Raw genomic sequence first — 26465 nt, forward strand, 5'->3', positions numbered from 1 at the left:
GTTTGTCGGCACGATGGCCGTGACGGGGAACTGGCTATGAGTTTTAACCTGTCATTGGAGCGGACCGCCTTCGGCGTCCGCTCACTTTCACGTTATACGTCTCACGGAAGGTTCGCGGCATGAGCACGAAGTTCCTCTTACGGGCGGACGAGATTCGAGAAATCGCTCCCGGACACGGCGCATGCTATGCGTCCGATCACATCACGGTCGACGGGCAGAAGGTTGGTTTCATGTACCGTGAAGAGCCGGACAACGACGTTGACAGTGGCTGGCGTTTCTTGTCTGGTAATGAGAGCCAGGAGTACTTGGACGATTCCAAGAACTTGCAGATCTACGACGTCAACACTATCGCGAACTATGACCAGGGCATCGTTGCCCTTTTGTCTGCGCCTTGTGGATCGGCCTTTGCAAGAACGGCCTCTGGCGAGTTTGTCGTGGATGACCAGCCGCATGACGATGACGTATAACCTTTTGGTCAAGCGGACCTGCGCCAGCTACGCTGGCTGGTCCGCTTACCGCAAACGTTATGCCGCATGAGAGAGGTTTCCGCCGGGCGTTGCGTCCTTGAACCCCAAGTCGCTGCGCACGCACAGGAGATGTTCTGCGTCCTCAGCGACCCGGCCATCTACGAGTTCGAGAACGTGCCACCGGAATCGGAGGCATGGCTGCATCGCCGATTCAAGCTTCTGGAAAGCCGAGGACCCGCGGATGGATCCGAAGACTGGCTGAACTGGGTTGTCAGGCTGCCCAGCGGCCAGCTTGCTGGTTATGTTCAAGCAACTGTCTCGCGTGAGGGTTGGGCGTACGTGGCGTATGAGCTGAACAGCCAGTACTGGCGGCAAGGCATTGGCAAGGCATCGGTGAAGGCCATGCTGCAAGAACTCAGTCTGGCCTACGGAGTGCGTGAGTTCGTCGCGGTACTCAAGGCCAGAAACTTTCGCTCACGAGCGCTGCTGCTTAGTTTGGGCTTTCGGGATGGTTCAGCCGAACAAGTTGAGAGGCATCGCGACGAGCAGGACGAGATCGTCATGGTGTTGGCGTAGCGGAGGGTGGACCATGCGGCATAACCCCTCGCTCGAGAGCGGACTGTCCACGGCAGGCCGTCTTGCCCGCGCTATGCGCCGCGAGCATCATGCATGTCGCGGGCAAGCCGTCCTGCCGCGGCCAGCTGGAACAATCCTTGCCGGCTTCCTGTACGTGTCAGTCCGCAAGAGCCTCGAGCGCAAGAACATGGAATGATCACAGTGGCAACTGTTCTGCCTGGTGCACAACATCGAGAAACTGGCGCACAGCGGCTGGAGGCCGTGAGGGCCAAGGCCAGGGCCCTGATATCCCCCATCAGCAGGCCTTGGTCGCGCTCACGGGCGCCCGCAGTTGGCGCCACAATCACCCGCAATGAAAACCCTGCTGTACCAGCGCCTGTTCCGCCCGCTAACGTCCGTGACGCGTCGGCCATGGGTTATTGGACAGCCTCGTTAGGCGGCTAAGGAGGCAACCAGTGGGCTTCGATGTTGAAAGGTTCAAAGATCAACCCGATGTCTTTCTTGCCGAACACAGCCGCGCTATTCGCGAGATCGAAGCCGGCGGACTCAAATGCACGAGGTTCATTGACCGGGAAAGGTCCTCGGTACTCTATGTATTGAGAATTGACGGGGTGCTGAAGAACCTGGACGAACTCGAAGGCCTGCTGTTTGTTGAATCCATCCCCATCTCATTCAAGGCGAGCCGCTACGGTGGCCATGCCGCCAACAAGATTGAGATAACAAGCGTAGAAGTGCCAACAGGCCTAAAGATCAAACAAGCTGAGGTTGTTAGCCTTCTCGCAGAAGGGCTGGAAACATATAGGCTCTGGTTCGCAGGTGCCTTCTGGGAAGAGTGGTCGTGCTAGGTCCGCGTATCGCGCAACTGTTCTGCCTGGTGCACATCATCGAGAAACTGGCGCACAGCGGCTGGAGGCCGTGAGGGCCACGGCCAGGGCCCTGATATCCCCCATCAGCAGGCCTTGGTCGCGCTCACGGGCGCCCGCAGTTGGCGCCACAATCACCCGCAATGAAAACCCTGCTGTACCAGCGCCTGTTCCGCCCGCGAACGTCCGTGACGCGTCGGCAATGGGTTACTGGACAGCCTTGTTAGGCCGCTCAGGAGGGATTGCGCATGCTGTTCCGCTCGAAGATCGACGCTTGGCTGCTCATTGTCCTTTTGGGCGCCGCGATCCTCACTGTTGTCGCAGCAGGTGCGGCCGTGCGGCAGGCTTCCGGCATGGCTGTGCTGGTACCTGTTCTGGTCATCGCCATCGGCGCGGCACTTCCGATCTGGATCCTCGCGTCCACAAGCTACACGGTCGACGGCGGAACACTGAACGTACGCAGCGGCCCGTTCACCTGGCGCATCCCCGTCTCGTCCATTACAAGCATCAAGCCAAGCAACTCGCCCATTTCAGGGCCCGCCCTCTCTCTTTCCCGTCTTCGCGTGGAGTACGGGAGAGGAAAATCCATCCTCATATCGCCCGCAGACCAGCAAGCCTTCCTGCGGGCGATCGAGAGTGCCAAGAGTGCGGCCTCTCAAGTCGCTGGTGCTGAGCCATTGATTTGAAGAGATTTTTTCGTGCGACTTTCGGGCGATTTGCGGCCTTGGCCCGATTGTTTCGCAAACTAGTCGCTCGAGCCGCCTCGCATCGGCAACCCGTCCATCGAGCGGAGGCGTTGACCTGAGCATTGCATCGTCGAACGCAGGTCTGCGAGGAAGAGCCTGGTCCCCCGCGGATGGCGTTCAGGACGACCAGGCGGCCCCGACGAGCCAAGCCCTCAATGCCTCGACTCTGGCAACAACATCTCATGCTGCAGTCCCCATTGCTCGACCGCGGCGACGAGTACGGCCGATTCGCCGTCATCGACTTTTGCGTCGATCTCGGCGAGGTCCACGCACAGCCGCAGCAACTTGCGCTGAAGCTCAGGATCCTGGATTTCGCCCAGCAGCTTCGTCAGGGTGTAGTCATCGACTGGGCAGGTGTCTGCCCACCGCAGCTGACCGCTAGACAGCAGGTCTTCCAAGAAGATGTCCAGCTGTGCATACAACTCATGCTGGGGCAGGCCCAGCCGGTCGTGTACGGCCAATCGGTCCAGCCACAAGGCCTCTGCATGGCCGATGTCGCCGTCCGCGATCACGATCAGTGCCACGATGCGGGCGACGGCCTCCGGACTGTTGGTGGGATAGCTGCGCATAGTGAGTGCTCCTCGCGAGACGGACTCGCATCGAGTTCAGTGGAGGTTGCGTAGGGGGCGGCGGCGTGGGGATGCCTGCAAGCTCGGTGTGCTCACGAGGTGGCTCCATGAAGCGGTTCTGATCCAGCCATCCGGCGTTCATGGGCGATGAATTGCCGATTCACGCGGCGGGCATCATGGCCGCGGCGCCACAGGCGCATCAAGAGCCGTGCCGCGCGCTCCAGGGCGTTGTCCAGCGCGCTTCGCCAGTCAGCGGCGACGGCGGTGACAAACACCGAGCCCGCGCCATCGGTGCGCAGTTCGACTTGGCAGCGCTTGTCGAGCCCCCCGCGCGGGCCGTTCAGGTCTGACATCTGGACCTCGGCCCGAGGGATGAGCCAGCCCAGACGTCGCAGCACAAAGCGCACGCGGCGCTCGGTCTGCTCTTGCATCTGAGCGGCATGCGGATGGCGGGACTTGAACAGCACTTGCATCATGGGTCTCCAAGGGACGTCGGCAGTGAACTGTTGGATGTTTGAGAACTTCGGAAAAGCAGAGCGCGGAGAAGTCGGGGATCGGTAAAAACTGAGCTTCTCGCGGCGGCGTGGCCTCACACTGTGAGGCTGCGCTTCAGTGCCCCTGGCCCCCACACAGGCCTCTGGTAGATTTCACGCCCCGCTTCGATTTCAGGTAAGCAAGCATGGAAAAAATGCTGTCGAAGGTTGGATCGCTGCTCTACGGCATGCGGTTCACGATGTTGTTCTTCTATGTCGGCCTCGTCACGATCATTCTGGGGATCCTCGGGAAGTTCCTGCTGGAGACCTTCCGGTTGATGAACACCTTGCTCTTTGGCGAGCTGGAGAAGATCGACCTGATCATCAAGGTGCTGGAGCTGGTCGACATGACGATGGTGGCGCAGCTGGTCTGGGTGGTGGCGCTGGCCGGTGTGTCGCTTTTCGTGACCACGGGCCACTTCGATACCAAGGACATGAAAAAGCCCGACTGGCTGGATCACGTCAACACCTACAACCTCAAGTTGAAGCTCGCGTTTGCGATCATCTCGATCTCGGGCGTGCACGCCTTGAAAACCTATCTGGGGGGCGACCTCAGCCTGGAGAACATCCAGATCGTGACCATGGTGGCCATCATCCACTTCACCTTCGTGCTCTCCGCCATCGGGATTTCCTTCGCAGAGCGGCTGACCCGGGAGAAGCCCTGAGGATCTGCCAGCCCATGAGCGCTCCTGGAGATCGGCCTCTCGGCGGCTGGGCTCAGAGCGCGCCGCGATGGCCGGGCCATCGATTCAAGGTTTTCATGGATGGCGCGCAGCTCAGCGTGGGGTGAGTTCGCTTTTCTCTGATTCGGCGTCCATTCAGCCTCGCTTTTTCCGAGATCCTGCTGCGTGCATATTGCGGGCTGTCCTTACGCTTGGAACTCGTCACCATGAAGCTCTCGAAACACCTGGGCCGCCTCCTGCAGCGCTGGCTGGGCCAAGGTCTGTACACGCTGCAGCAAGCTCGCGCTGCCTTGAGCCTGCAGCCGGAACCCAGACTCGTGCCGATTCCGATCGAGCGTGGCCGTGGGACCCGGCGGTGCCAAGGCCAGCTTCCGGGCCGCGGCCGCTGAGTCCGGAACGCCAGCCTGATCCTCAGTCTGAATGTCGGCAACGGAGACTCAATTTGCGCCGCTACCCCCATAACAGTCCGGAGGCCGCTGCTCGCATCGTCGCCCTGGTCCTGCTCTCGGATGGAAAGGTCTGCAGTTCCGAGTTCGAAACCCTGCGCAAGCTGGGCGCGGAGCGGGAGCTCGGCTTGGAGCCTCAGATCCTGCCCCATATCGTTCATACCCTGCGCGAGGAACTGGGCGTGGGCGCCAGCGAGATGGCGTCCCGGATTCAAAGCTTGGATGCGAGCGCATTGGCGGCGCTGATGGCGGAGATCTCGGACCCGGCGCTGCAGAGAATTGTGCTGCGCCTGTGCCTGGCCGCCGCGCGCGCCGATGGTCAGGTGGCGCAGGGCGAGGCCCAGCTTGTCGATGCTGCGCGGCGACACTGGCAGCTGGTCGATGGGGAAGAGCCCATCGGCCGCAAGTCCATCCATCGCCGCGCCACCGTCTGACCGGCTTCGATCAAGATGCGAGCGCGTGCGAGTTCCGCAGGCGCGCGGTCGGTGTGTCAGGAACAGGGCCCTAAGGCACGACGCTATGCTGGCCTGGATTCGGGCCCCTACAGGAAATGACGATGCTTTACGCGACGCTCAAGACGATTCATCTGCTGTCCATCATCGTGTGGATCGGCGGCATGGTGTTTGCCCACTTCTTTCTGCGTCCGGCTGTCGCGCAGCTGGAGCCACCCTTGCGACTGCGCCTGATGCATGAGGTGCTCGGACGCTTCTTCAATGCCGTGCTGGCGGCCTCGCTGCTGACCCTGGGCACCGGTGTGTGGATGCTGGGGCGCGTGGCCAAGCAGGTGGTGCAGTCGGTTGGGAGCTTCGAAATGCCCCTGGCCTGGACCCTCATGGCAACGCTGGGCGTGGTGATGGTGGCGATCTTCATGCACATCCGTTTTGCACTCTTCAAGCGGCTGGGACGCGCCGTGGCCGCGTCCGAGTGGGAGGCCGGTGGGCGTGCGCTGGCGCAGATCCGCACCTGGGTCTCGGTCAATCTGGGTTTGGGTGTCTTGGTCTTGCTGGTGACCTTGATGCCCTGGCGGTCCTGAACTGCTGCTGCAGCTGCTGGGCCCTGGCCCCCACGCAAGCTCAGTAACCCAGGGCCAGGCCGCTGTTGCGGCGCGGGTCATTGGCGCCGTAGAAGCGGTTCTTGCCCACGGGCTTGCCGCCCAGGCTGGGCGCGCCGATCAGGATGGCGGCCATGTGGTTGGGGGGCTGCGGCGCGCCGAATTTGTGGCCCATGGCTTCCAGCAGGCGGGTGGTGTCGGGCGAGAGCGCGAAGCGCTCCAGATTCGTGGCCTCGGGCAGCCACTGCTGGTGAAAGCGCGGCGCGTCCACCGCCTCCTGCACATTCATGCCGTAGTCCACCACGTTCAGGATGCTGTGCAGCACCGCGGTGATGATGCGGCTGCCGCCGGGCGTGCCCACCACCATCACCGGCTGGCCGTCCTTGCTGAGGATGGTGGGGCTCATGGACGAGAGCGGGCGCTTGCCCGGGGCGATGACATTGGCCTCGCCCTGCACCAGGCCGTAGATATTGGGCACGCCGATCTTGACGGTGAAGTCGTCCATCTCGTTGTTGAGCAGCACGCCGGTCTCGGCGGCCGTGACCTTGGCGCCGAACCAGTCGTTCAGCGTGTAGGTCACCGCAACGGCATTGCCCCAACGGTCGGCAATCGAGTAGTGCGTGGTGTTGCTGCCCTCATGCGGGGCCACGCCGGGCTTGATGGCCTGGGAGACGCCGGCCTTGTCCGGCGCGATCACGGCACGGATCTGGGCGGCATAGGCCTTGTCGGTCAGGCGGGCGATGGGGTTCTTGACGAAGTCGGGGTCGCCCAGATAGCTGTTGCGGTCCACATAGGCGTGGCGCATGGCCTCGATCTGGTGGTGCACGGCCTGGGCCGAGCGAAAGCCCCAGTCCTTGAGCGGGTAGCCCTCCAGGATGTTGAGCATCTCGCAGATGATCACGCCGCCGGAGCTGGGCGGCGGGGCTGAGACCATGCGGTAGCCGCGGTAGTCGCATTCCACCGGCGCCATCTCGCGTGTGCTGTATTGGTCCAGATCGGCCTGGGTGATGATGCCGCCGCCCTGCTGGCTGCTCTTGACCAGGGCCGCGGCCACGCGGCCCTTGTAGAAGCCGGCCGTGCCCTGCTCGCTGATGGCCTTGAGCGTGCGTGCCAGGTCTTTCTGCACCAGGGTGTCGCCCACCTCGAAGGGCGCACCGTCCTTCTTCAGGAAGATGGCGGCCGAGGCGGGGTCCTTGCGGAAGTCCTCGGTGGCAGTGCGCAGCATGTCGATATCGCCCTGGTCCAGGGCGAAGCCCTTGTCGGCCAGCGCGATGGCCGGGGCCAGCAGGGTGGCGCGCTTCATCGTGCCGTACTTCTCGCGCGCCAGCTCCAGGCCCGAGACGCTGCCCGGCACGCCCACGGCCAGATGGCCGCGCGTGCTCAGGCCCTTGATCACATGGCCCTCCTTGTCGAGGTACATGTTCGCGGTGGCGGCCAGGGGCGCCTTCTCCCGGAAGTCGAGAAAGGTCTTGCGGCCATCGGCCAGCTGCACGGTCATGAAGCCGCCGCCGCCCAGATTGCCGGCGGCCGGGTAGACCACGGCCAGGGCGTAGCCCACGGCCACCGCGGCGTCCACGGCATTGCCGCCGTCCTTGAGCACCTGCACGCCGACCTTGGTTGCCAGATGCTGGGCCGTGACCACCATGCCGTTCTCGGCCGCCACCGGCGCCACCGAGGCGGCCTGGGCCGCGGGCAGGAAGGCGGCCGGGCTGCAGGCCAGCAGCGCCGCGCTCAGCAAGAGGGTGGGGCGCAGGCGCGCGGAACACAGGAACTTCATCGCTTGTCTCCGAGGTGGGCGCGGGTCGCGGGCGGCGAGCCGTCAAGAGGGTCGGTCGAGTTTAGGCTTGCGTCGGTGCTCGATGCGGCCCGCGCCGGCCCCTAGTCTGTCGTGCGCAGAGCGTTCAATGCGGCGGCTGCAGGCGCCACCAAGCGGGCAGCAGGGCCTGCACCTCGCGCCTGGCATAGCGGTCGTCCATGAGATGCACCACGCCCTGGTCGCTGACGGTGCGGATCACGCGGCCGGCGGCCTGCACCACCTTCTGCAGGCCCGGGTAGAGATAGGTGTAGTCGTAGCCGGCGCCGAAGCGCTGCTGCATGCGGGTGCGGATCTGCTCGTTGATCGGGTTGATCTGGGGCAGGCCCAGGGTGGCGACAAAGGCGCCGATCAGACGCCGGCCCGGCAGGTCTATGCCCTCAGAAAAGGCGCCGCCCAGCACCGCGAAGCCTATGCCCTGGCTGCTGTCCGAGAAGCGGGCCAGGAACTCGCGCTGCTCGGCCTCGCCCATGCGGCGCGACTGGGCCCAGCAGGGCAGGGTCGGGTGTTGCGCCTGCAGCCGGGCGAGGGCCTGCTGTAGGTAGTCGTAGCTGCTGAAGAAGGCCAGGTAGTTGCCGGGCTGCTCGGCGTACTGCCGGGCCATCAGGGCCACGATGGCGTCCAGCGAGGCCTCGCGGTGGGCGTAGCGCGTGGAGATGTGGCCGGCCACATGCACCTGGAGCTGGCGGGCTTCAAAGGGCGAGTCCACCTCCAGGCGCAGGCCGTCCTCGGGCAGGCCCAGCAGATGGGCGTAGTAGTCCATGGGCTGCAGGGTGGCCGAGAAGAGCGTGGCGCTGTGGGCGGTGGCCAGGCGCTGCTTCAGAAAGGGCGCGGGCACGATATTGCGCAGGTTCAGCGTGGACTGCGGCCCGCCCGATTTGGGCCGGGCCCGCCCGGCGTCCAGGCGGCGCTCGCGCGTGCAGTCCACGATGGAGTGGCTGTCCAGCAGCTCGGCCAGGCGCAGCAGCTGCAGCAGCTCGAAGTAAAAGCTCTGCAGCGCGGGATCGGGCTCGGCCGGGTGCTCGCTGAAATGCTCGTTGAGCGTGGCGCTGCATTGCTGCAGGCTTTTGAGCAGGGCCTCGGGCAGGGCGTCCAGCACGCGGTACTCGCTGCTGGAGCCCTCGGGGGCTTCCTGATCGAGCTGGGCCCAGGCGCGGCGCAGCTTGTCCAGCGCGCGCTTGAGCGGCGCATGGGCCTGGGCGCTGGGGCTGCGGCGCGCGCCCTCCAGGCTCAGGGGCTCCAGCGCGGCGCTGTACATCTTGCGGGCGCGCTCCACCAGGTTGTGCGCCTCGTCCACCAGCAGGCCCACCTTCCACTGATTGGCCTGGCTCAGGCCCTGCAGCAGGGCGCCCAGGTCGAAGAAGTAGTTGTAGTCGCCCACCAGCACGTCGGCCCAGCGCGCCAGCTCCTGGCTCAGGTAGTAGGGGCAGACCTGGTGCTCCAGCGCCAGGGTGCGCAGCGCGGCCTGGGTCCAGTCGGCACGGGGGAGGGCGCAGGCCGCGGCGCGCGCGGCGGGCAGGCGGTCGTAGAAGCCGCGCGCCAGCGGGCAGGACTCGCCGTGGCAGGCGCGGTCCGGGTACTCGCAGGCCTTGTCGCGCGCCACCAGCTCCAGCACGCGCAGCGGGCTCGCCGGCAGGCGCTGCAGCGCGTCCAGGGCCAGTTGTCGGCCCGAGGTCTTGGCGGCCAGGAAGAAAAGCTTGTCGAGCTGGGCCACCGGCGCGGCCTTGAGCAGGGGAAAGAGCGTGCCCAGGGTCTTGCCGATGCCCGTGGGCGCCTGGGCCAGCAGGCAGCGGCCGGCGCGCGCGCTCTTGTACACGCCCTCGGCCAGCACGCGCTGGCCGCTGCGGAACTCGCCGAATGGGAAGCGCAGGGCCTGCAGCGCCGCGTCGCGCGCCGCGCGCTGCGCCAGCTGCGCTTGGGCCCAGTGCACAAAGCGCTCGCACTGCGCCTCGAAGAAGGCCTGCAGCTCGGCCGCGCTATGGGCTTCGGTGAACACCGTTTCGCGCTGGCTGCCGATGTCGTAATAGACCAGGGCCAGCTCCAGCCGCGGCAGGGATTGCTGGGCGCAGAGCAGCCAGCCGTAGATGCGGGCCTGGGCCCAGTGCAGCGCGCGGTGCGAGGCGGGTTGGCGTTCGAGATGGCCCTTGTGGGTCTTGATCTCCTCCAGCCGGCCGCGGCGCGGGTCGTAGCCATCGGCGCGGCCGCGCACGCGCAGCAGGCCGCGGTACTCGCCGCTCAGGCTCAGCTCGCTCTGGTAGCCGCTGCCGCGCAGGGCGGCCACGGCGGCGTGGCCCTGCATGCCTTCCTGGGCCGTGGGCGCGGGGGTGAAGCGCAGGTCCAGATCGCCCTGCTTGGCGGTGAACTCGCACAGCTCGCGCACCGCGACGGTGTACATGGCGCCCGGACCCGTGGACGGTTCAGCTCAGCTGCGCCGGCGGCTGGTCCACATCGGCCAGCGCACCCTGGCCGGGCTCGGCCTCGCGCTGCAGCGGCGTGGCCTTGGCCAGGGCCAGCCAGACGGCGAAGGGCAGCTTGCAGGGCTGGTGGCGCGCCGGGCGCAGCAGCTCGAACTGGCCCTCATCCAGATCGCCATGCATGACCCAGACGCCGAATTGCGTGGGGATCTCGTTGGGCTTGGCCACGCCGGCCGGGAAGACGTAATAGACCTCGCTGCACAGCCATTGGTAGGCCTGGCGCTTGGCCGCATGGCGCAGGTCCGAGAGCAGATCGGCCCGGCTGAACTTGATCTCATGCACCATGGGCTGCAGATAGCGCTCCACCGAGGTCTGGCGCACCGAGAAGAGATCGGGCCGGGCCATGCGCCAGACGCGCTTGATGGCGGCGGGCGCGGGTGTCTCGTCCTCGGACCACAGGCCGTGGGCGGTGGGGGCGGGCGCGTCCGGTACGGCGGTTTCGGTCGTGGCCGTGGCAGCGGGTGGCGCGTCCTCATCGTCCACCTGGGCGCGCAGCGAGAGCTCGCGCCAGACGATGCGGCCCATGTCCATCAGGTGCAGGGCAAAGCGCTGGGCCAGGCGGTCGTGGGCGCTGGCCGAGCGCAGGCCGCGCTGGCGCGACTCGGCCAGCAGCTCGATGCCGGCCTCGGTGAGCTTGAGGGTCTCGCGGCCGGCGCCGTCATCCTGCTGGCGCAGCAGGCCGGCGGCCAGCAGATCGATCTCCAGTCCGTCCTTGCAGGGCCAGCCGGCGGAACGCCAGATCTGCAAGAGACGGCTGCGGTGGGAGCGGGTCAGGGTGGGGGCTGACATCGGTCTTGGGTGGCAAATGAACACTGATTATAAATACAGTGTTTCACCTGTTGGCCCGCTGCGACGGTGCTTGCCAGCGCGGCGGCTTCGCGGATATGCTGTATGCACATACAGTGTTTGCATATCCAGTGTTTCGGCGCAGGGCTCAGAGAGCCGGCGCCATCAGCGAGGACCCATCATGCACCAGCCTTCCGCCTACCGCCAGACCTACCAACCCGCTCCCGCCCTGCGCCTGCCGCGCTGGCTGCTGAGCCTCTGGTACTGGTTCTGAGCCGCAGCGGCGCTGCACCGGTCGTGGCACTCAGAGCAGGTCCAGCGCCCGCTCCGGCGGCCGGGCGATCACCGCGCGCCCGCCCCGCACCAGGATGGGCCGCTGCAGCAGGCGCGGATGCTCGGCAATCGCCTGCAGCAGGGCGTCTTCGCTCAGCGCGGGGCGGGCGAGATCCAGCTGGGCATATTCCTCTTCGCCGCTGCGCAGCAACTCGCGCGCCGGCAGGCCCAGCCGGGCCCGCAGCTGGTGCAGCTCGGCCAGGCTGAGCGGCGTTTTCAGATATTCGCGTACCGCCGGTGTCACACCACGTTCCTGCAGAAGCGCCAGGGCCTCGCGGGACTTGGAGCAGCGCGGGTTGTGAAAAAGACAGAAATCCTTATCGCTCATGGCGCTAGGGTAAGCGATAGCGCAAGCCTGGCCGGCCGCTCGCTACCCTCGGCAGCTTCGTCGGGAGCGTTGAGGAGGCCTTGTGGCCGCAAAACAAGAGAGTGACGCTTATCGGTCCCTGCATGCGGCATTCCGCTGGCAGGTGCCGGAATACTTCAGCTGGGCCGAGGCCTGCTGCGGGCGCTGGGCCCGCGAGACGCCGGAAGCTCCGGCCATTCTGTTCGAGAGCGATAGCGGCTGCCGGGCGCAGTACAGCTACGGCCAGCTGCAGCGCGCGGCCAACCGGCTCTCCAATGCCCTGCGCCGTCTGGGCGTGAAGCGCGGCGACCGGGTGGCCCTGATCCTGCCCCAGCGCTTCGAGACCGCGGTGGCCCATATCGCCATCAGCCAGCTGGGCGGTGTGGCCGTGCCCCTGTCCATGCTCTTCGGCCCCGAGGCCCTGGAGTACCGCTTGCAGGACAGCGGCGCGGTGCTGGCCCTGGCCGAGTGCGCTGCCCTGCCGGCCCTGCGCAGCGTGCGCGCGCAGTGCCCCGCGCTGGCGCATGTGCTGGTCGTGGGCGAATGCTCGCCCGGGACGGATGAGATCGCCTGGATGAGCGCCCTGCAGGCCGAGGATGCCCGCTTCACCGCCGAGCGCATGAAGGCCGAGGAGGCCGCGGTGCTGATCTACACCAGCGGCACCACCGGGCCACCCAAGGGTGCCCTGGTGCCCCAGCGGGCCCTGATCGGCAACCTCAGCGGCTTTGTGGCCAGCCAGAACTGGTTTGGCTTCGATCCCGCCGATCCCACCCGGCCCTCCCAGGCCCTGTTCTGGAGCCCGGCCGACTGGGCCTGGACCGGCGGCCTGATGGATGCCCTGCTGCCCACGCTCTACTTTGGCCGCCCCATCCTGGCCTACCAGGGCCGCTTCGATCCGCTCAAGGCCTTTGAGCTGATGGCGGCCTATGGCGTGAGCCACACCTTCCTGTTCCCGACCGCGCTCAAGGCCATGATGAAGGCCGTGCCGCGGCCGCGCGAGCGCTATGCCGGCCTGCGGCTGGAGGCCATCATGAGCGCGGGTGAGGCGGTGGGCGACGCGGTCTTTGCCTATTGCCAGCAGGAGCTGGGCGTCACGGTCAACGAGATGTTTGGCCAGACCGAGATCAACTATGTGGTGGGCAATTGCGCCCGCTTCTGGCCCGCGCGGCCCGGCAGCATGGGCCGCGCCTACCCCGGCCACCGCGTGGCGGTCATCGACGAAGACGGCCAGCCCTGCCCCCCGGGCGTGGTGGGCGATGTGGCCGTGCACCGGCGCGATGTGCATGGCGATCCGGACCCCGTCTTCTTCCTGGGCTACTGGCACAACGAGGGCGCCACCCGCGCCAAGTACAGCGGCGACCCCTCGGACAGCTGGTGCCGCACCGGCGATATGGCGGTTCAGGACGAGGATGGCTACCTCTGGTATCAAGGGCGCAGCGACGATGTGTTCAAGGCCGCCGGCTACCGCATCGGCCCCAGCGAGATCGAGAACTGCCTGGTCAAGCATCCGGCGGTGGCCAATGCGGCCGTGGTGCCCAAGCCCGACCCCGAGCGCGGCGCTCTGGTCAAGGCCTTTGTGGTGCTGGCGCCGGGGCATGCGGGTAACGCCGCCCTGGTGGCCGAGTTGCAGCGGCATGTGAAGGGACGCTTGGCGCCCTATGAATATCCCAAGGAGATCGAGTTCATCGAGACCCTGCCCATGACCACCACGGGCAAGCTGCAGCGACGCGTGCTGCGGGAGCTGGAGCGGGAACGCGCCCTCCAGCGCTAATATGCAAGCGCCAGGGGGCAGCCCGGCCGGGCACAAGACGGTGTTTCAAGCCGTTCCGGCCACGCTTGATCCGGAGGCGTGCCATGCGCGTCCTGAATGCATTGCTGAGGCAGGGCCTGCCCTTGGTGCTGGCGCTGCTTGCCGCTGGCAGCGGAGCCCAGACTCAGGAGCTGCGGCTCTACACCGAGGAGTACGCGCCCTATAACTACACGGTCAAGGGTCGGCCCGCGGGCTTGTCGGTGGAAGTGGTGACCGAGATCAAGCGCCGTCTGGGCCTGTCCGTGCCCATCGAGGTCGTGCCCTGGGCCCGTGGCTACCGAGCAGCTCAAACCGAACCCATGGTGGGGCTGTTTGTCACGGCGCGCACCGCCGAGCGCGAGTCCCTGTTCCAGTGGGTCGGCCCCGTCAGCGCCACGCGTGCCCATCTCTATGCGCGCCGGGGTGAACAGACGGGCATACGCAGCCTGGACGATGCCCGCAAGGTCCAGGGCATTCTGGTGCCGCGCGAGTGGTACATCCACCAGGATCTGCGCGGGCGTGGTTTTACCAATCTGGTGCCGGTGGCCGCGCCGGTGGATGCCATGCGCATGCTGCTGGCCAATCGCAGCGTGGTGATCGCCATGGACGAGAGCACGGTGGCGGAGACCATGCGTCTGGCGGGCATGGTCTCGGACCCGCCGGAGCCCATCGTCAAGATCTCCGAGGCCTTGCTCTACATCGCCTTCTCCCAGGGCACGCCCGCGGCCCTGGTGCAGCGCTGGCAGCAGACCCTGGACGAGATGAAGCGTGATGGCAGCTTTGCCATGATCCACCAGCGCTGGTTGCCCGGCGTCCCGCTGCCGCCGAGCAGCCACAAGCCCTGAGCTCAGCGAGCGTTGAGCAGGCGCACGCTCAGCGTGGTGTCGGCGGGCGCCTCCAGCCTGGCCGCATCCGGCCAGGGCTCATCCCCTCGCAGCACCGTGCAAGGCCTCAGCTCGGCCGCGGGCGTGCTCTTGGCTTGCTCGGGGTCGCGCTCCTTGGACTCGGCGCTCAAGGGCAGTGCCAGCAGGCCGCGGCCGGCCTCGCGCCACTGCAGCTCCCAGGCCGGCTGGCTACTGCACACGCGCACGCCCTCAATCTGCGGGAACATCCAGCGCAGGTACCAGGGCAGCATCTCGCTGCGCAAGCGCCGGCCAAGATCGACGATGCGGCGCACCTCAGCCAGCGTCAGCCGCTCCGGCGGGGTGGTCAGGTAGATGCGCCCCTCCAGGGCCACCTGGCCCTTGGGCATATTGCTCGCCAGCTCGGCCGTCTTGGCCTGCTCTGGCGGCAAGGTGGGTAGCGTGAACCAGCCCTGGGCGTCGCGCACGATGGGCCGGTAGTCCTCGTCCTGCACCAGGGCCAGCTTGGTCTTTTCCATGGACTTGCCGTCCTTGCGGGAGACCTTGAAGCGCATCGCGAACAGGCCCTGGCCATGGGCTTCCAACTGCCGCAGCAACTCGTTCATGCGGGCATAGGGCATGGCAGCCGGGTCCTTGACCATCTCGACCTGCACGCTCTCGAGTTGCTGCACCGCGTCGTCGGCGGCATGGGCGCCGTTCAGGGCGAGTGCCATCAGCAGGGCAAGCAGGGGAGGCAGGGTGTGGGGATGTCGTTTCATGAAGGGTTTTGACGTCTGGGTGGGATGAGGGGATGGCCTGGCATGAGCCTAGCGGCCGCATTTGCCGCGGGCTTCGGCCAGCAGCCAGAAGGGGGCGCTGAGCAGGCCCATGCCGCCGCCCATGAACTCGCCTTTGAGGCAGTCGCCATGCGCGCTGCCTTTCATGCCGCGCTCCAGGCGTTGCTGTGAGCTCTCGGCCTGAGCCTGCAAGGGGCCGGGAGGCGCCTCAAGGGCGGCTTGGCGCACGGCGCGGCGCGTGGCCTCGCTGTCCAGCAGGCGGGGCAGGGGGGCGCTGGCAGGCATGGGGGGCAGCTCGGGGGGCACTTCGGTCTGTGGCGCCATGGCCTGGGCCCTCGGCTCGGCCGGCCTGACGTGGCTTGGGGCTTGATCGTGTCGGGCGCTTGCGGACGAAGGGGCGGCGGGGCGCGCGGGGCCCGGCGGCCGCGCGGCGAGCGGTGTGGCCAGCGGCTTTGGCTTGCTGGGCAGGGGCAATAGATTCAGGGTGATGCTCAGCGGCTCGCGCGCCTGCAGGTGCCGAGGCGGGGATGCCTGCGTCGGTCGGCGGCTCTCGTGCAGCAGCCAGCCCAGCAGCCACAGGTGCAGGCCCAGCACCGCCAGCATCAGCAGGGCCCGGGGCCCAAGTGCGGAGGCTGGCGAGACGCGCATCAGGCTTCGTCCGCGCCGTCGGGCAATTCCGGGCCGGCTTCGTAGCTCAGCAGATCGCCGGGCTGACAGTCCAGCACCTCGCAGATCCGGGCCAGGGTCTCGAAGCGCACGCCGCGCACCTTGCCGGATTTGAGCAGGGAGAGATTGGCCTCGGTGATGCCGATGCGCTCGGCCAGCTCGCGCGAGCGCATCTTGCGCCGCGCCAGCATCAGGTCCAGGGTGACGATGATGGGCATGCGGGGCTGCGGCTCAGACGAAGGACGCGTTCTCGTCCGCCACCCGCGCCGCCTCGTGCATCACCCGTGCCAGCGCCAGCAGGACCAGGCCCGCGAGCAGGCAGGCGAGCTGGTTGAAGTCCAGATTGAGGACCAGCATGCGCTTGCCCGCGGGATTGCCCAAGGTGAGGGCGAGCACGGCCAGGGTGCGGCTGAGCGGCAAGGCCAGCACCAGCAGTAGCAGGGCCGCCCCGCTCTTTTGCAGATACTGGGCCGTGCGTTGACTGAACAACTCGCCCCGGCCCAGGCAGCCGAAGAGCTGCCAGACCTGCCACAGGGCCCAGAGGGCGACGGCGCTGGACAGCAGGCTGGCGGCCAGCCCGCCCAGGCGGGCCAGCCCGTCCAGCTGCAGCGCGGACAGGCCCCATTCGGAACGTGCCACGGACTCCACCCATCCAGGCTGCGCCCAGAACAGGGCGGGCACGCCCAGCATCAGCAAGCCCAGCAGGGCGCAGATCAGGCGCACCCAGCGAGCGAGCCGGGCGATACGGCGCTGAGCGTCCAGGGCTTGGGGCGTGTTCTTCATTTGTTTACTGTAAAACAATAAAAAATAACTGTAAATCAGCAAGCGCTTGTGGGCCCAGCAGCCCGGCCGTGCTTGCGGCACACTGCCGGGCTTGAATGACTTGGGCCGCTCGAGCCCTGCAGCCATGGAATCCACACGCTTGGGACGCTCGTCCCTGAACGTCAGTCGCATCTGCCTGGGCACCATGACCTTTGGCGAGCAGGTGGACGAGGCCGGCAGCCACGCCATCCTGGACCATGCGGTCGCCCGCGGCCTCAACTTCATCGACACCGCCGAGATGTATCCGGTGCCGGCCCGGGCGGACAGCTTTGCCGAGACCGAGCGCCTGATCGGCCGCTGGTTGAAGGGCAGGCCCGGTATGCGCGAGCGCCTGGTGATCGCCACCAAGGTCAGCGGCCCCTCGCGCGGCTATGGCTGGATCCGCAACGGCGCCCAGAACCTGAGTGCTGCCGATATCGTGGCCGCCTGCGAGGACAGCTTGCGGCGCCTGCAGATCGAGACCATCGACCTCTACCAGATCCACTGGCCGCTGCGCCATGTGCCCATGTTCGGTGGACTCTTCTACGAGCCCGAGAAGAATCGTGAGGTGAGCGCCATCGCCGTCCAGCTGGAGGCCCTGGATCGCCTGGTGCGGGCTGGCAAGGTGCGCGAGATCGGCCTGTCCAACGAGACGGCCTATGGGGTGTGCGAGTTCGTGCACCAGGCCGAGCGCCTGGGCCTGCCGCGCATCGTCAGCGTGCAGAACCCCTATGCCCTGGTTAACCGGGTGCTGGAGAACGGCCTGGACGAGGCCATGCATCGCCACGATGTCAGCCTGCTGGCCTACTCGCCTCTGGGCTTTGGAAGCCTGACGGGCAAGTACGACGCGCGAGGCCTGGACGATCCGGCCAAGCCGGGACGGCTGGCGATTTTCGAGGGCATGCGCAAGCAGCGCTGGGCCCGGCCCGAGACCCTTGCGGCCGCACGTCGCTACAACGCCCTGGCCCGGGCGCATGGCATGAGCGCCAGCCGCATGGCGCTGGCCTGGTGCTACGGTCGCTGGCAGACCGCCAGCACCATCATCGGTGTGACCAGCATCGCTCAGCTGGATGAAAACCTCGACGCCTGGGGCACCCGGCTGGCGCCCGAGCTGCTGGCCGAGATCGACCGCATTCGCTGGGAAATTCGCGATCCGGCCCAGTGAGATCGGCCCTGGCTCTTGCAATCGCGGCACTCACCCCCTGATGAGCCAGAGCCCCAAGCGTTCCGGAGTCTTGCCACCATGCACATCGCCTGTCCTCATTGCCTGGCCACCAACCGCGTGCCCGAGTCGCGTCTGCAGGAGCAGCCGGTGTGCGGGCGCTGCGGCAAGGAACTCATGCCCGCCGCGCCGGTCGACCTCGGCGATGCCAGCTTCCAGACCTACATCAGCCGCACCGAGCTGCCGGTGCTGGTGGATTTCTGGGCCGACTGGTGCGGGCCTTGCAAGATGATGGCGCCGCAGTTCGCCCAGGCCGCGGCGCAGCAGCCCCTGATCCGCTTTGCCAAGCTGGATACCGAGGCCCATCGCGCCACGGCCGCGGCCCACCAGATCCGCAGCATTCCCACCCTGATCCTCTTTCTGGGCGGGCGCGAGATCGCCCGGCTGTCCGGTGCCCTGAGCAGCGCCGAGCTGCAACGCTGGTTGCAGCAGCAGCTGGCGGGGCAGCGCTGAAAGCGCGAGGGCCGAGCGCGATCATGGTGCGCGCTCTACAATGAGGCCGTGTTTGCTTGGCTGCGCCTCCTTCTGCTGGCTCTGCTGATTCCCGCCTACGGCTGGGCGGCAGCGCCCTGGGTGGCGGGCACCAGCCCGCAGGCTGTGGCATCGCCCTCGACGCATTGCGCCGCCACGCCGTCGCCGCTGTCGGCAGCGTCCGATAGCGCCGACAACACAAGCCTGCTGGACGTGCAGGACGTCGCTGACACCTCCAGCGAACTGCCCGAGCATGGCCTTCCCGCGGCTGGCGAGCAGACCACCCAGCCCGGCACCCACAAGCCCTCGGCCCCGACCTGGCCCGAGGCACCCGAGGCGCCGCCGCAGCGCCTGCTGCGGCCGCCCATGTACCAGGCCTGATCCGGCCCGATGGGCGTTTGCGCCCTCGACGCCGGCCGCCGACTTCCGGCAGGGCGAGCCCGTCCTGCGCACTGATTCCCCTCGCGGCCCTGTGCCGCTCAACCGCCCTCAGGGCTTATTCATCATGATGAACACTCACGACACCTCCTATGGCGCCATGAGCTATGGCACCACCGTGCTGCCTTCGGTGCAGGAACGCAACCGCGTGCTGCGCAATACCTACTGGCTGCTGGCGCTGTCCATGCTGCCCACCGTGGCCGGCGCCTGGCTGGGCCTGGCCACCGGCATTTCGCGCGCCATGTCGCCCGGCGTGGGCCTGGTGGTCTTCCTGGTCGGCAGCTTCGGCTTCATGTTCCTGATCGAGAAGACCAAGAACTCGGCGGCCGGTGTGCCGGCCCTGCTGGCCTTCACCTTCTTCATGGGCGTGATGCTCTCGCGCATGCTGGCGGTGGTGCTGGGCACGGCCAATGGCGCCGGTCTGATCATGACCGCCTTCAGCGGCACGGCCCTGATCTTCCTGGGCATGGCCACGCTGAGCAGCGTGATCAAGCGCGACCTCAGCGCCATGGGCAAGTGGCTCTTCATCGGCGCCATGATGCTGCTGGTGGCCGGCATCGCCAATATCTTCCTGAAGTCCAGCGCCCTGATGCTGACCCTGGCCGTGTTGGCCATCGGCATCTTCTCGGCCTTCATCCTCTACGACCTGAAGCGCGTGCGTGATGGCGAAGAGACCAACTACATCACCGCCACCCTGGGCGTGTACCTGAGCCTGTACAACGTGTTCCAGGCCCTGCTGGCCCTGTTCGGTTTGGGCGGCAACAACGAGGACTGAAGCCGCGGCGCCAGCCTGAGTCGCCCAGGGCCGATCGCGGGAGCGGCCGGCCCTGGGCGAGAATCGCGGGCATGTCCAAAAAGCATGTCAGCGAAACCCCAGCCACCCAGCTGCTGCGCCGCCAGGGCGTGGCCTTTGGCGAACATGTCTATGACTATGTGGACCATGGCGGCACGGCCGAGAGCTCGCGCCAGCTGGGGGTGCCCGAGCATGAGGTGGTCAAGACCCTGGTGATGCAGGACGAGCGGGCCCAGCCCCTGATCGTGCTGATGCATGGCGACTGCCAGGTCAGCCTCAAGGAGCTGGCGCGCCAGATTCCCTGCAAGAAGGTGGAGCCCTGCAAGCCCGAGGTGGCCCAGCGCCATAGCGGCTATATGGTGGGCGGCACCTCACCCTTCGGCACCCGCAAGACCATGCCGGTCTTTGTGGAGCGCAGCATCCTGGCCCTGCCACGCATCCTGATCAACGGCGGACGGCGCGGCTATCTGCTCAGCCTGGACCCGGCTTGCCTGGAGGGCTTGCTGCAGGCCCGGGCCGTGGATTGCGCCCTGCGCGAGGTCTGAGCCCCACGATACGCGGGTGCGTCCCGAGCCGGGGCGGCCCGCAATGCCGCCACAATAGCGCCCCATGCAAGACACCCTCTATCCCCTGCTGGCCATGCTGGCCGGCTACCTGATCGGATCTCTGTCCTTTGCGGTCATCATCAGCCGCGTGATGGGTCTGTCCGACCCTCGCAGCTACGGTTCGGGCAATCCCGGTGCCACCAATGTGCTGCGCTCGGGCAATAAGGCCGCCGCCATCTTGACCCTGGTGTTCGACGCACTCAAGGGCTATGTGCCGGTGCTGCTGGTGCTGCTCTTCGGTCCCGACGTCGGCCTGGGCGAAGGCACCGCCGCCCTGGTGGGCCTGGCCGCCTTTCTGGGGCATCTGTGGCCGGTGTTCTTCGGCTTCAAGGGCGGCAAGGGCGTGGCCACGGCCGCGGGCGTGCTGCTGGCCGTCAACCCCCTGCTGGGCGCCGCCACCCTGGCCACCTGGCTGATCGTGGCCTTCTTCACCCGCTACTCATCCCTGGCCGCCCTGGTGGCCTCGGTCTTCGCGCCCTTCTACCAGATGCTGATCTGGGGCATGGGTCCGGTGGTACTGACCGCCGGCCTGATGGGCCTGCTGCTGATCTGGCGCCACGAGGCCAATATCCGCAAGCTGCTCAATGGCACCGAAAGCCGCATCGGCCAGAAGGCTGCCGCAGCTGCCACGCCCGCCTCAGCGTCGACCTCCCGCAAGCATTCCAAGCACCGTCACAAGGAACACTGAGATCATGACCCTGCAACGATTCGACGTTGGCGCCCGCCTGTCCGAGATGGCCGTCTACAACGGCGTGGCCTATCTGGCCGGCCAGGTGCCCGAGGACGCCACCCAGGACATCACGGGCCAGACGGCCCAGGTCCTGGCGGCCATCGACAAGCTGCTGGCCCGCGCTGGCAGCGACAAGAGCAAGATCCTGATGGCCCAGATCTTCATCAAGGACTTGGCCGAATTCCCCGGCATGAACGCCGCCTGGGACGCCTGGGTGGCCGAGGGGAATGCGCCCCCGCGTGCCACCGTGCAGGCACAGCTGGCCCGCCCCGAGTGGAAGGTGGAGATCGTCGTCACCGCGGCGGTCTGAGCCTGATGCGCTGAGCGGCCGCGGTCGCCGCCATCTTGAAACGGGTCGCTTCGGCGACCCGTTTGTCTTGGTTGTCTTGGTCTCAGCCCAGGCGCCGCCTCTTGCCGCCGCCAGCCGCCGCCTGAACTTGACAAAAAGCAAGCCGCCTCGGCCCCGCTATCCCTACATTGGCGCCTCCAGTCAACCAGGGAGCGTCAGGAGCCATGTCCATCGAGCTGTTTCGCCAAGGCCGCCATCTATGCCTGATGTTCTCGGATCTGCACGAGGAGGAGGGCGGTGAGGCGGTGCAGAGCAACCAGTTCCTGCTGGTGCACGGCGAGAGCGGCGCCATCCTCGATCCGGGCGGCAATCTGGCCTACAACGAGCTGTATCTGGGCCTGAACCAGCATCTGGCCCCGAGCAAGCTGGCGGCCATCCTGGCCTCGCATGCCGACCCCGACATCATCGCCTCCCTGGATCGCTGGATGACCAGCACCAGCACGGCCAAGGTCTATATCTCCCGGGTCTGGGAACGCTTTGTGCCGCACTTCTGCAAGCCGGGCAAGACGGTGGGACGCATCCACGGTCTGCCGGATGCGGGAGGGCGCTTGCGTCTGGGCGAGGGGGCCGACGAGTTTGAGTTGCTGGCCCTGCCTGCGCACTTCATGCATGCCGAGGGGAACTTCCAGTTCTACGACCCGATCAGCAAGATCCTGTTCTCGGGCGATCTGGGGGCCTCCATGGGAGCGGGTCTGAACCCCGCCAAGCCGGTGAGCAGCCTTCGCGAGCACATCCGGCATATGGAGGGCTTCCACCGCCGCTACATGGTCAGCAACAAGGTGCTGCGCCTGTGGGCGGCCATGGTGCGGGATCTGGAGATCTCCATGATCGTGCCTCAGCACGGCGTGCCGCTCCAGGGCAAGGCCGTGGCTGAGTTCATCGACTGGGTTGAGGGCCTGGCCTGCGGCATTGACCTCATGGGCCCGGATAACTACCGCGTGCCCGACTGAGCGGCACCGGGCTCAGCCCAGATCCGGAGGGGCCAGCCCGAAGGGATCGTCCAGGCTGCGCGAGGGCGGGGTGAACCAGCGCGGCCCGTGCTCCGTCATGTAGAAGTGATCCTCCAGCCGGATGCCGAACTCGCCGGGCAGCACGATCATGGGTTCGTTGCTGAAGCACATGCCGGGCGCCAGCGGGGTGTGGTCGCTGGCCACCAGATAGGGACGCTCGTGGATGCTCAGGCCGATGCCATGGCCGGTGCGGTGCGGCAGGCCGGGCAGGCTGTAGCCCGGTCCCAGGCCGGCTGATTCCAGGCAGGCCCGCGCCGCGGCATCGACCGCGCTGCAGGGCGCTCCCAAGCGCGCGGCCTGGAAGGCGGCGGCCTGGGCCCGCTTCTCCAAACTCCAGATTTCGCGCACGCGTGCACTGGGCGTGCCATAGACATAGCTGCGTGTGAGGTCGGAGGTATAGCCATGCACATAGCAGCCGGTGTCGATCAGCACCACATCGCCTGTGCGCAGGTGCTGGACATGCTTGACGCCATGTGGGTAGGAGCTCGCCTCACCAAAGAGCACGATCACGAAGCTGGAACCCTTGGCCCCCACGCGCCTGTGGGCGGCGTCGATGAACTCGGCCACTTCCTGCGTGCTGATGTCCTCGCGCAGCATGGAGGCCGTGGCGCGCTGAACGGCCAGGGTCATGTCGAAGGCCCGCTGCATCAGCGCGAGCTCATGCTCGGACTTGTGCATGCGGCAGGCGGCCGTCAGCTCGGCCGCACTGAACAGCTGCATCTGCGCGGGCGCGCTGCGCTGCAGCCCGTCCACCATGAAGTAGGGCAGGTTCTCGTCTAGCGCGACCCGGCCCTGCTCGACGCCGGCCGCCGCCAGGGCCGCGTGCACACAGGCATAGGCGTTTTCATGCTCGTGCCAGCTGTGAACAGGGCCGGCGATTTGGAGCAGATCGTTCACCGTGCCCAGCTCGAACCAGGGCGCCACGTAGCGCAGCGCGCCCTCGGCCGGCAGCACGGCGCCCACAAAGCGCTCGCTGGCCGACCAGACCAGGCCGCTGAAATAGCGCAGATTCGCGCCCGCATGCAGCACCAGGGCCGATACGCCCTGCGCCCGCATCAGGGCCTGGACCCGCGCCTGCCGCGCCAGGTACTCGGCCGGCTGGATATCGGGCAGTTCGCCCAGCATGGGGCTCAGACCGTCCAAGGCCTCCTGCGCCGTGCACCGCCCCACTCCCAGGGCCATCTCTATTTCCTGCATCCTGCTCGCTCCATTGGGCTCATCCACAAGCTGATTGTTGCAGGTATTCTATAAATATATTTACATCCTTGAGCCGCTTGCTCGGCTGGGCGGCGGCGGGCCGGGGCGGCCGCGAGGCCGGGGCCTAAGATGGGGGCGTGAACATCCCGATTCCCTCTTGGCTGCGCCGGCATGACCTGTGGGTCTTGCTGCTCCTGATCCTGGTTTTTGCGGGTCTGGCCCGCTGGGCGGGCTCGCGGCAGGCGGCCGATGAGGCCCAGCGCCTGCGCGAGCTGGCGCGGCCCGGCGACATCCTGATGATCTCCTCCGAGACCTGCGTGTTCTGCAAGCGGGCGCGCCTGTGGCTGGATGAGGCGGCCGTGCCCTACCGCGAGTGCCTGATCGAGCGTGACGCGGCCTGCCTGGCCGAGTACCAGGCCCGCGGCGGGCGGGGCACGCCCACCTTTGTGGTGCGCGGTCACACGCTGCTGGGTTTTGACCGCCAGCGCATGCTGACCCTGCTGGGCACGCGCTAAGCCCGGGTTTGGCTCAGAGGCCCAGTTGCTGCGGGTCGCCGCGGCCCAGGCGCACGATTTCGGGCTCGTCCTGGCTCATGTCCACCACGGTGGTGGGCTGCATGGGGCAGGCGCCCGCATCGATGATCAGCTGCAGCAGCTTGTCGTAGCGCTGCGAGATGTCCTGCGCATCATTGAGCGGCTCGCTGTCTTCGGGCGGGATCAGGGTGGTGGCCAGCAGGGGCTGGCCGAAGATGGCCAGCAAGTCCTGAGTGACCCGATGATCCGGCACGCGCAGGCCTATGGTGCGGCGCGAGGGATGCGACACCCGTCGCGGCACCTCCTTGGTGGCCTGCAGGATGAAGGTGAAGGGTCCGGGCGTGGCGTTCTTGATCAGGCGGTACTGGCGGTTGTCCACGCGGGCATAGTTGGCGAGCTCGCTGAGGTCGCGGCACAGCAGGGTCAGGTGATGCCTGTCGTCCACCCCGCGGATGCGGCGCAGGTTTTCCGCGGCGGCCTTGTCGTCCAGATGGCAGACCAGGGCGTAGCTGGAGTCGGTGGGAATGGCCGCGATGCCGCCCTGGTGCAGGATCTGGGCGGCCTGGCGCAGAAAGCGCGCCTGGGGGTTGTCGGGGTGAACTTCAAAGAGTTGGGCCATGGTGGCCCGATTCTGGCCGATTCAATCGGCCACGGTATCGCTGCAGACCCGGGAGGGTGGCGCGCGACGCACATTCAGCCAGGCCGAGGCCGCGCCGCAGGCCGAGAGCACGCCCATGCCCAGCCAGGCATAGCCATCGGGCGCATGGTCGAAGGCCAGATAGCCGATGGCCGCGGCCACCGCGATCTGCACATAGACAAAGGGCATCAGGGAGCCGGTGGGCGCCAGGCCCAGGGCCAGGATCAGCAGCAGATGGCCTACCGTGCCCAGCAGACCGATCAGGGCCAGCATGGCCAGCTGTGCAGAGCTGGCCGCGGCGAGGCTGGCCGCCACATCCAGACCGGGCCAGGCGGCCAGCAGGGGCGTGAGCACCAGGGTGCCGGTGAGGCCGGTGTAGAAATGGGTGGTGTAGGGACTCTCCAGGGCCGAGAGCTTGGCGGTGAGCACCTGGAAGCTGGCGTAGCTCAGCGCGCCGGCCAGCGGAAAGAGCACGGCCCAGCCAAAGAGGCCGCTGCCGGGGCGGATCACGATCAGGGCGCCGGCAAAGCCACCGATCACCAGGGCCCAGCGCAGGCGCGAGACCGGTTCGTGCAGCACGGTGGCCGCCAGCAGGGTCACCACCACCGGGGTCAGCATATTGATGGCGGTGAACTCGGCCACCGGCATGTGCTGCACGCCGTAGAAGCTCATCGCGCTGGTGAAGAGCAGCAGCAGGCCGCGCAAGGCCTGGAAGCGCGGATGCGCGGCGCGAAAGGGCTGGCGCTGCCGGCCGCTGAAGGCCGCCCAGCCCAGCCACAGCGTCATGCTCAGGGCCTGGAAGCTGTAGCGCGCCCAGAGGATCAGCAGCACCGGCAGGAAGCCGCCCAGGTAGCGGATGCTGCTGTCCATGCTGGCAAAGCAGCTGGCCATCAGCACGATCAGCGCAATGCCCAGCAAGGGGCGCTGGCTGCGCGGGTCGGCGGCGCTCACGCGGCGGCGGCCGCGGTGGGACGGTGGATGCGCGGGGCCAGCAGCTCCCAGATGGGGCGCAGGCGGCCCGAGAGCCCGGCGTCCAGCCGGCCCAGATCGGTACGGCTTTCCTCGGGGCTGTGGAAGTCGGAGCCGCGCGAGGCGTAGAGCCCGAACTCCAGCGCGGTCTCGGTGTACTTGGCGGCATCGGCCGCGGTATGGCTGCCGGTCACCACCTCCACGCCACGGCCGCCATGGGCGATGAACTCGGTGAAGAGCGCGTACTCCTCGGTGGGCGTGAAGGGGTAGCGGCCCGGGTGGGCGATCACGGCCTCGCCGCCGGCCTCGCGCACCCAGCGCACAGCGTCACCCAGGCTGGCCCATTTGTGCTCGACATAGCCGGGCTTGCCTTCGGTGAGGAAGCGGCGGAAGACCTCGGGGATGTCGCTGCAGTGACCCGCCTCGACCAGGAAGCGGGCGAAGTGGGTGCGCGAGATCAGCTCGGGGTTGCCCACATACTGCAGCGCGCCCTCGTAGGCGCCCTTGATGCCCACCTGGGCCAGGCTGGCCGCCATTTCGCGGGCGCGCTCGCCGCGCCCGCCGCGGGTGGCGCGCAGGCCGGCGGTGAGCGCCTCGTCGCGGTGCTCGAAGCCCAGGCCCACGATATGCACCACACGGCCGGCGAAGCTCACCGAGATCTCGGTGCCTGTGAGGTAGGGCAGGCCCAGGGCCAGGGCGGCGTCCAGCGCGCGCTGCTGGCCGCTGATCTCGTCATGGTCGGTCAGGGCCCAGAGGTCCACCCCGTTGGCCTTGGCGCGGGCGGCCAGCGCCTCGGGCGCCAGCGTGCCGTCGGAGACCGTGGAGTGGCAATGCAGATCGGCATTGCTGCAGATGTCCAAGGTGGCGCTGGAAGGGGTGGTCGGGTTCACGGCACCATTTTACGGGTGGGGGGCGGCGCGTCCCCGGGCC

32 protein-coding genes are annotated in these 26465 nt (G+C 67.3%); 18 read left to right on the forward strand and 14 right to left on the reverse strand.

What is annotated here, in order from left to right; all coding sequences use genetic code 11:
• The first annotated feature begins 119 nt into the window (after positions 1 to 119).
• The 4 genes from DFR39_RS04760 to DFR39_RS04775 all read left to right on the forward strand — a co-directional run bounded on the left by DFR39_RS04760 (position 120) and on the right by DFR39_RS04775 (position 2592).
• Positions 120 to 467 carry a DUF2185 domain-containing protein gene (locus tag DFR39_RS04760; protein WP_133602423.1) on the forward strand — a complete coding sequence of 116 codons (348 nt, stop codon included), beginning with the start codon at positions 120 to 122 and terminating at the stop codon, positions 465 to 467.
• A 66-nt stretch (positions 468 to 533) separates the two neighbouring features.
• Entirely contained in the window at positions 534 to 1043 is a 510-nt protein-coding gene (locus DFR39_RS04765) for a GNAT family N-acetyltransferase (protein WP_133602424.1), read from the forward strand.
• Between the two features lie 455 nt (positions 1044 to 1498).
• Positions 1499 to 1888: a hypothetical protein gene (locus tag DFR39_RS04770; protein WP_133602425.1), complete on the forward strand. Its 390-nt coding sequence runs from the start codon at positions 1499 to 1501 to the stop codon at positions 1886 to 1888.
• Between the two features lie 266 nt (positions 1889 to 2154).
• Complete coding sequence (locus DFR39_RS04775) at positions 2155 to 2592, forward strand: PH domain-containing protein (RefSeq protein ID WP_133602426.1); 438 nt, start codon at positions 2155 to 2157, stop codon at positions 2590 to 2592.
• A 212-nt stretch (positions 2593 to 2804) separates the two neighbouring features.
• Here the strand turns inward: DFR39_RS04775 and DFR39_RS04780 are convergent, their stop codons facing one another.
• Both DFR39_RS04780 and DFR39_RS04785 read right to left on the reverse strand, forming a co-directional pair.
• Complete coding sequence (locus DFR39_RS04780; RefSeq protein WP_133602427.1) at positions 2805 to 3221, reverse strand: TerB family tellurite resistance protein; 417 nt, start codon at positions 3219 to 3221, stop codon at positions 2805 to 2807.
• A gap of 92 nt (positions 3222 to 3313) precedes the next feature.
• Entirely contained in the window at positions 3314 to 3694 is a 381-nt protein-coding gene (locus DFR39_RS04785; protein ID WP_133602428.1) for an HPF/RaiA family ribosome-associated protein, read from the reverse strand.
• Positions 3695 to 3900: 206 nt separating this feature from the next.
• Between DFR39_RS04785 and DFR39_RS04790 the strand changes: the two genes are divergently transcribed.
• From DFR39_RS04790 to DFR39_RS04800, 3 genes are all read left to right on the forward strand, one after another.
• The gene (locus DFR39_RS04790) at positions 3901 to 4419 is read left to right on the forward strand and encodes a YqhA family protein (RefSeq protein ID WP_133602429.1); all 519 of its coding nucleotides are present in this window, start codon (positions 3901 to 3903) and stop codon (positions 4417 to 4419) included.
• A gap of 460 nt (positions 4420 to 4879) precedes the next feature.
• Positions 4880 to 5317 (forward strand): TerB family tellurite resistance protein, encoded by a 438-nt coding sequence (locus tag DFR39_RS04795; protein ID WP_133602430.1) that lies wholly within the window; start codon positions 4880 to 4882, stop codon positions 5315 to 5317.
• Positions 5318 to 5439: 122 nt separating this feature from the next.
• Complete coding sequence (locus DFR39_RS04800; protein WP_133602431.1) at positions 5440 to 5916, forward strand: CopD family protein; 477 nt, start codon at positions 5440 to 5442, stop codon at positions 5914 to 5916.
• Positions 5917 to 5956: 40 nt separating this feature from the next.
• On the opposite strand, the gene ggt is transcribed toward DFR39_RS04800, so the two are convergent.
• From ggt to arsC, 4 genes are all read right to left on the reverse strand, one after another.
• Positions 5957 to 7711 (reverse strand): gamma-glutamyltransferase, encoded by a 1755-nt coding sequence (ggt, locus tag DFR39_RS04805; protein ID WP_133602432.1) that lies wholly within the window; start codon positions 7709 to 7711, stop codon positions 5957 to 5959.
• A gap of 124 nt (positions 7712 to 7835) precedes the next feature.
• Positions 7836 to 10142, reverse strand: a complete 2307-nt coding sequence (locus DFR39_RS04810) for an ATP-dependent DNA helicase (protein WP_133602433.1) — start codon at positions 10140 to 10142, stop codon at positions 7836 to 7838.
• Positions 10143 to 10164: 22 nt separating this feature from the next.
• On the reverse strand, positions 10165 to 11010 hold the full coding sequence (locus DFR39_RS04815) for a hypothetical protein (protein WP_133602434.1): 846 nt from the start codon (positions 11008 to 11010) through the stop codon (positions 10165 to 10167).
• 301 nt (positions 11011 to 11311) lie between these two features.
• Positions 11312 to 11668, reverse strand: a complete 357-nt coding sequence (arsC, locus tag DFR39_RS04820; RefSeq protein ID WP_133602435.1) for an arsenate reductase (glutaredoxin) — start codon at positions 11666 to 11668, stop codon at positions 11312 to 11314.
• A gap of 82 nt (positions 11669 to 11750) precedes the next feature.
• Between arsC and DFR39_RS04825 the strand changes: the two genes are divergently transcribed.
• Both DFR39_RS04825 and DFR39_RS04830 read left to right on the forward strand, forming a co-directional pair.
• Complete coding sequence (locus DFR39_RS04825) at positions 11751 to 13457, forward strand: acetate--CoA ligase (RefSeq protein WP_246030696.1); 1707 nt, start codon at positions 11751 to 11753, stop codon at positions 13455 to 13457.
• 83 nt (positions 13458 to 13540) lie between these two features.
• The gene (locus DFR39_RS04830; RefSeq protein ID WP_133602436.1) at positions 13541 to 14320 is read left to right on the forward strand and encodes a substrate-binding periplasmic protein; all 780 of its coding nucleotides are present in this window, start codon (positions 13541 to 13543) and stop codon (positions 14318 to 14320) included.
• Positions 14321 to 14322: 2 nt separating this feature from the next.
• Here the strand turns inward: DFR39_RS04830 and DFR39_RS04835 are convergent, their stop codons facing one another.
• From DFR39_RS04835 to DFR39_RS04850, 4 genes are read right to left on the reverse strand one after another with little or no spacing between them, the layout of a single operon-like run.
• On the reverse strand, positions 14323 to 15096 hold the full coding sequence (locus DFR39_RS04835) for a hypothetical protein (RefSeq protein ID WP_133602437.1): 774 nt from the start codon (positions 15094 to 15096) through the stop codon (positions 14323 to 14325).
• 48 nt (positions 15097 to 15144) lie between these two features.
• Positions 15145 to 15762: a hypothetical protein gene (locus DFR39_RS04840; protein ID WP_133602438.1), complete on the reverse strand. Its 618-nt coding sequence runs from the start codon at positions 15760 to 15762 to the stop codon at positions 15145 to 15147.
• Positions 15762 to 15998: a helix-turn-helix domain-containing protein gene (locus DFR39_RS04845; RefSeq protein ID WP_133602439.1), complete on the reverse strand. Its 237-nt coding sequence runs from the start codon at positions 15996 to 15998 to the stop codon at positions 15762 to 15764. Before DFR39_RS04845 ends, DFR39_RS04840 begins: the two co-directional genes overlap by 1 nt.
• Positions 15999 to 16011: 13 nt before the next feature.
• Positions 16012 to 16563, reverse strand: coding sequence for a DUF2975 domain-containing protein (locus DFR39_RS04850; protein WP_133602440.1), 552 nt, complete (start codon positions 16561 to 16563; stop codon positions 16012 to 16014).
• A 124-nt stretch (positions 16564 to 16687) separates the two neighbouring features.
• Here DFR39_RS04850 and DFR39_RS04855 point away from each other — a divergent pair, with 124 nt between their 5' ends.
• From DFR39_RS04855 to DFR39_RS04890, 8 genes are all read left to right on the forward strand, one after another.
• A complete protein-coding gene (locus tag DFR39_RS04855) occupies positions 16688 to 17746 on the forward strand; it encodes an aldo/keto reductase (protein ID WP_133602441.1) in 1059 nt (352 codons plus the stop codon).
• A 78-nt stretch (positions 17747 to 17824) separates the two neighbouring features.
• Positions 17825 to 18256: a thioredoxin TrxC gene (gene trxC / locus DFR39_RS04860; RefSeq protein WP_133602442.1), complete on the forward strand. Its 432-nt coding sequence runs from the start codon at positions 17825 to 17827 to the stop codon at positions 18254 to 18256.
• 48 nt (positions 18257 to 18304) lie between these two features.
• Positions 18305 to 18655 (forward strand): hypothetical protein, encoded by a 351-nt coding sequence (locus DFR39_RS04865; RefSeq protein ID WP_133602443.1) that lies wholly within the window; start codon positions 18305 to 18307, stop codon positions 18653 to 18655.
• A gap of 127 nt (positions 18656 to 18782) precedes the next feature.
• Positions 18783 to 19487, forward strand: coding sequence for a Bax inhibitor-1/YccA family protein (locus DFR39_RS04870; RefSeq protein ID WP_133602955.1), 705 nt, complete (start codon positions 18783 to 18785; stop codon positions 19485 to 19487).
• A gap of 71 nt (positions 19488 to 19558) precedes the next feature.
• Positions 19559 to 20050 (forward strand): aminoacyl-tRNA deacylase, encoded by a 492-nt coding sequence (locus DFR39_RS04875; protein WP_133602444.1) that lies wholly within the window; start codon positions 19559 to 19561, stop codon positions 20048 to 20050.
• Positions 20051 to 20114: 64 nt separating this feature from the next.
• Entirely contained in the window at positions 20115 to 20798 is a 684-nt protein-coding gene (gene plsY, locus DFR39_RS04880) for a glycerol-3-phosphate 1-O-acyltransferase PlsY (RefSeq protein WP_133602445.1), read from the forward strand.
• Between the two features lie 4 nt (positions 20799 to 20802).
• Positions 20803 to 21150 (forward strand): RidA family protein, encoded by a 348-nt coding sequence (locus DFR39_RS04885; RefSeq protein ID WP_133602446.1) that lies wholly within the window; start codon positions 20803 to 20805, stop codon positions 21148 to 21150.
• A 203-nt stretch (positions 21151 to 21353) separates the two neighbouring features.
• Positions 21354 to 22139: an oxygen-binding di-iron domain-containing protein gene (locus tag DFR39_RS04890; protein ID WP_133602447.1), complete on the forward strand. Its 786-nt coding sequence runs from the start codon at positions 21354 to 21356 to the stop codon at positions 22137 to 22139.
• A 12-nt stretch (positions 22140 to 22151) separates the two neighbouring features.
• Here DFR39_RS04890 and DFR39_RS04895 read toward each other — a convergent pair whose 3' ends face one another.
• Positions 22152 to 23381, reverse strand: a complete 1230-nt coding sequence (locus DFR39_RS04895) for a M24 family metallopeptidase (protein ID WP_133602448.1) — start codon at positions 23379 to 23381, stop codon at positions 22152 to 22154.
• A gap of 152 nt (positions 23382 to 23533) precedes the next feature.
• On the opposite strand from DFR39_RS04895, the gene DFR39_RS04900 reads away from it, so the two are divergent.
• The gene (locus DFR39_RS04900) at positions 23534 to 23911 is read left to right on the forward strand and encodes a glutaredoxin family protein (protein WP_133602449.1); all 378 of its coding nucleotides are present in this window, start codon (positions 23534 to 23536) and stop codon (positions 23909 to 23911) included.
• 13 nt (positions 23912 to 23924) lie between these two features.
• On the opposite strand, the gene DFR39_RS04905 is transcribed toward DFR39_RS04900, so the two are convergent.
• From DFR39_RS04905 to DFR39_RS04915, 3 genes are read right to left on the reverse strand one after another with little or no spacing between them, the layout of a single operon-like run.
• Complete coding sequence (locus DFR39_RS04905) at positions 23925 to 24548, reverse strand: L-threonylcarbamoyladenylate synthase (RefSeq protein WP_133602450.1); 624 nt, start codon at positions 24546 to 24548, stop codon at positions 23925 to 23927.
• Between the two features lie 21 nt (positions 24549 to 24569).
• A complete protein-coding gene (locus DFR39_RS04910) occupies positions 24570 to 25517 on the reverse strand; it encodes a DMT family transporter (protein ID WP_133602451.1) in 948 nt (315 codons plus the stop codon).
• A complete protein-coding gene (locus DFR39_RS04915; protein ID WP_246030697.1) occupies positions 25514 to 26425 on the reverse strand; it encodes a 3',5'-nucleoside bisphosphate phosphatase in 912 nt (303 codons plus the stop codon). Before DFR39_RS04915 ends, DFR39_RS04910 begins: the two co-directional genes overlap by 4 nt.
• Positions 26426 to 26465 lie beyond the last annotated feature (40 nt).

This window comes from Roseateles asaccharophilus, assembly GCF_004362405.1.
Classification (GTDB): Bacteria; Pseudomonadota; Gammaproteobacteria; order Burkholderiales; family Burkholderiaceae_C; genus Kinneretia; species Kinneretia asaccharophila.

Coding starts and splice junctions, on each gene's coding strand:
- DFR39_RS04760 (WP_133602423.1), top strand. CDS start 120: ATGAGCACGAAGTTCCTCTTACGGGCGGACGAGATTCGAGAAATCGCT.
- DFR39_RS04765 (WP_133602424.1), top strand. CDS start 534: ATGAGAGAGGTTTCCGCCGGGCGTTGCGTCCTTGAACCCCAAGTCGCT.
- DFR39_RS04775 (WP_133602426.1), top strand. CDS start 2,155: ATGCTGTTCCGCTCGAAGATCGACGCTTGGCTGCTCATTGTCCTTTTG.
- DFR39_RS04780 (WP_133602427.1), bottom strand. CDS start 3,221: ATGCGCAGCTATCCCACCAACAGTCCGGAGGCCGTCGCCCGCATCGTG.
- DFR39_RS04785 (WP_133602428.1), bottom strand. CDS start 3,694: ATGCAAGTGCTGTTCAAGTCCCGCCATCCGCATGCCGCTCAGATGCAA.
- DFR39_RS04790 (WP_133602429.1), top strand. CDS start 3,901: ATGGAAAAAATGCTGTCGAAGGTTGGATCGCTGCTCTACGGCATGCGG.
- DFR39_RS04800 (WP_133602431.1), top strand. CDS start 5,440: ATGCTTTACGCGACGCTCAAGACGATTCATCTGCTGTCCATCATCGTG.
- ggt (WP_133602432.1), bottom strand. CDS start 7,711: ATGAAGTTCCTGTGTTCCGCGCGCCTGCGCCCCACCCTCTTGCTGAGC.
- DFR39_RS04810 (WP_133602433.1), bottom strand. CDS start 10,142: ATGTACACCGTCGCGGTGCGCGAGCTGTGCGAGTTCACCGCCAAGCAG.
- DFR39_RS04815 (WP_133602434.1), bottom strand. CDS start 11,010: ATGTCAGCCCCCACCCTGACCCGCTCCCACCGCAGCCGTCTCTTGCAG.
- arsC (WP_133602435.1), bottom strand. CDS start 11,668: ATGAGCGATAAGGATTTCTGTCTTTTTCACAACCCGCGCTGCTCCAAG.
- DFR39_RS04830 (WP_133602436.1), top strand. CDS start 13,541: ATGCGCGTCCTGAATGCATTGCTGAGGCAGGGCCTGCCCTTGGTGCTG.
- DFR39_RS04835 (WP_133602437.1), bottom strand. CDS start 15,096: ATGAAACGACATCCCCACACCCTGCCTCCCCTGCTTGCCCTGCTGATG.
- DFR39_RS04840 (WP_133602438.1), bottom strand. CDS start 15,762: ATGCGCGTCTCGCCAGCCTCCGCACTTGGGCCCCGGGCCCTGCTGATG.
- DFR39_RS04845 (WP_133602439.1), bottom strand. CDS start 15,998: ATGCCCATCATCGTCACCCTGGACCTGATGCTGGCGCGGCGCAAGATG.
- DFR39_RS04850 (WP_133602440.1), bottom strand. CDS start 16,563: ATGAAGAACACGCCCCAAGCCCTGGACGCTCAGCGCCGTATCGCCCGG.
- DFR39_RS04855 (WP_133602441.1), top strand. CDS start 16,688: ATGGAATCCACACGCTTGGGACGCTCGTCCCTGAACGTCAGTCGCATC.
- trxC (WP_133602442.1), top strand. CDS start 17,825: ATGCACATCGCCTGTCCTCATTGCCTGGCCACCAACCGCGTGCCCGAG.
- DFR39_RS04870 (WP_133602955.1), top strand. CDS start 18,783: ATGAACACTCACGACACCTCCTATGGCGCCATGAGCTATGGCACCACC.
- DFR39_RS04875 (WP_133602444.1), top strand. CDS start 19,559: ATGTCCAAAAAGCATGTCAGCGAAACCCCAGCCACCCAGCTGCTGCGC.
- plsY (WP_133602445.1), top strand. CDS start 20,115: ATGCAAGACACCCTCTATCCCCTGCTGGCCATGCTGGCCGGCTACCTG.
- DFR39_RS04885 (WP_133602446.1), top strand. CDS start 20,803: ATGACCCTGCAACGATTCGACGTTGGCGCCCGCCTGTCCGAGATGGCC.
- DFR39_RS04890 (WP_133602447.1), top strand. CDS start 21,354: ATGTCCATCGAGCTGTTTCGCCAAGGCCGCCATCTATGCCTGATGTTC.
- DFR39_RS04895 (WP_133602448.1), bottom strand. CDS start 23,381: ATGGCCCTGGGAGTGGGGCGGTGCACGGCGCAGGAGGCCTTGGACGGT.
- DFR39_RS04905 (WP_133602450.1), bottom strand. CDS start 24,548: ATGGCCCAACTCTTTGAAGTTCACCCCGACAACCCCCAGGCGCGCTTT.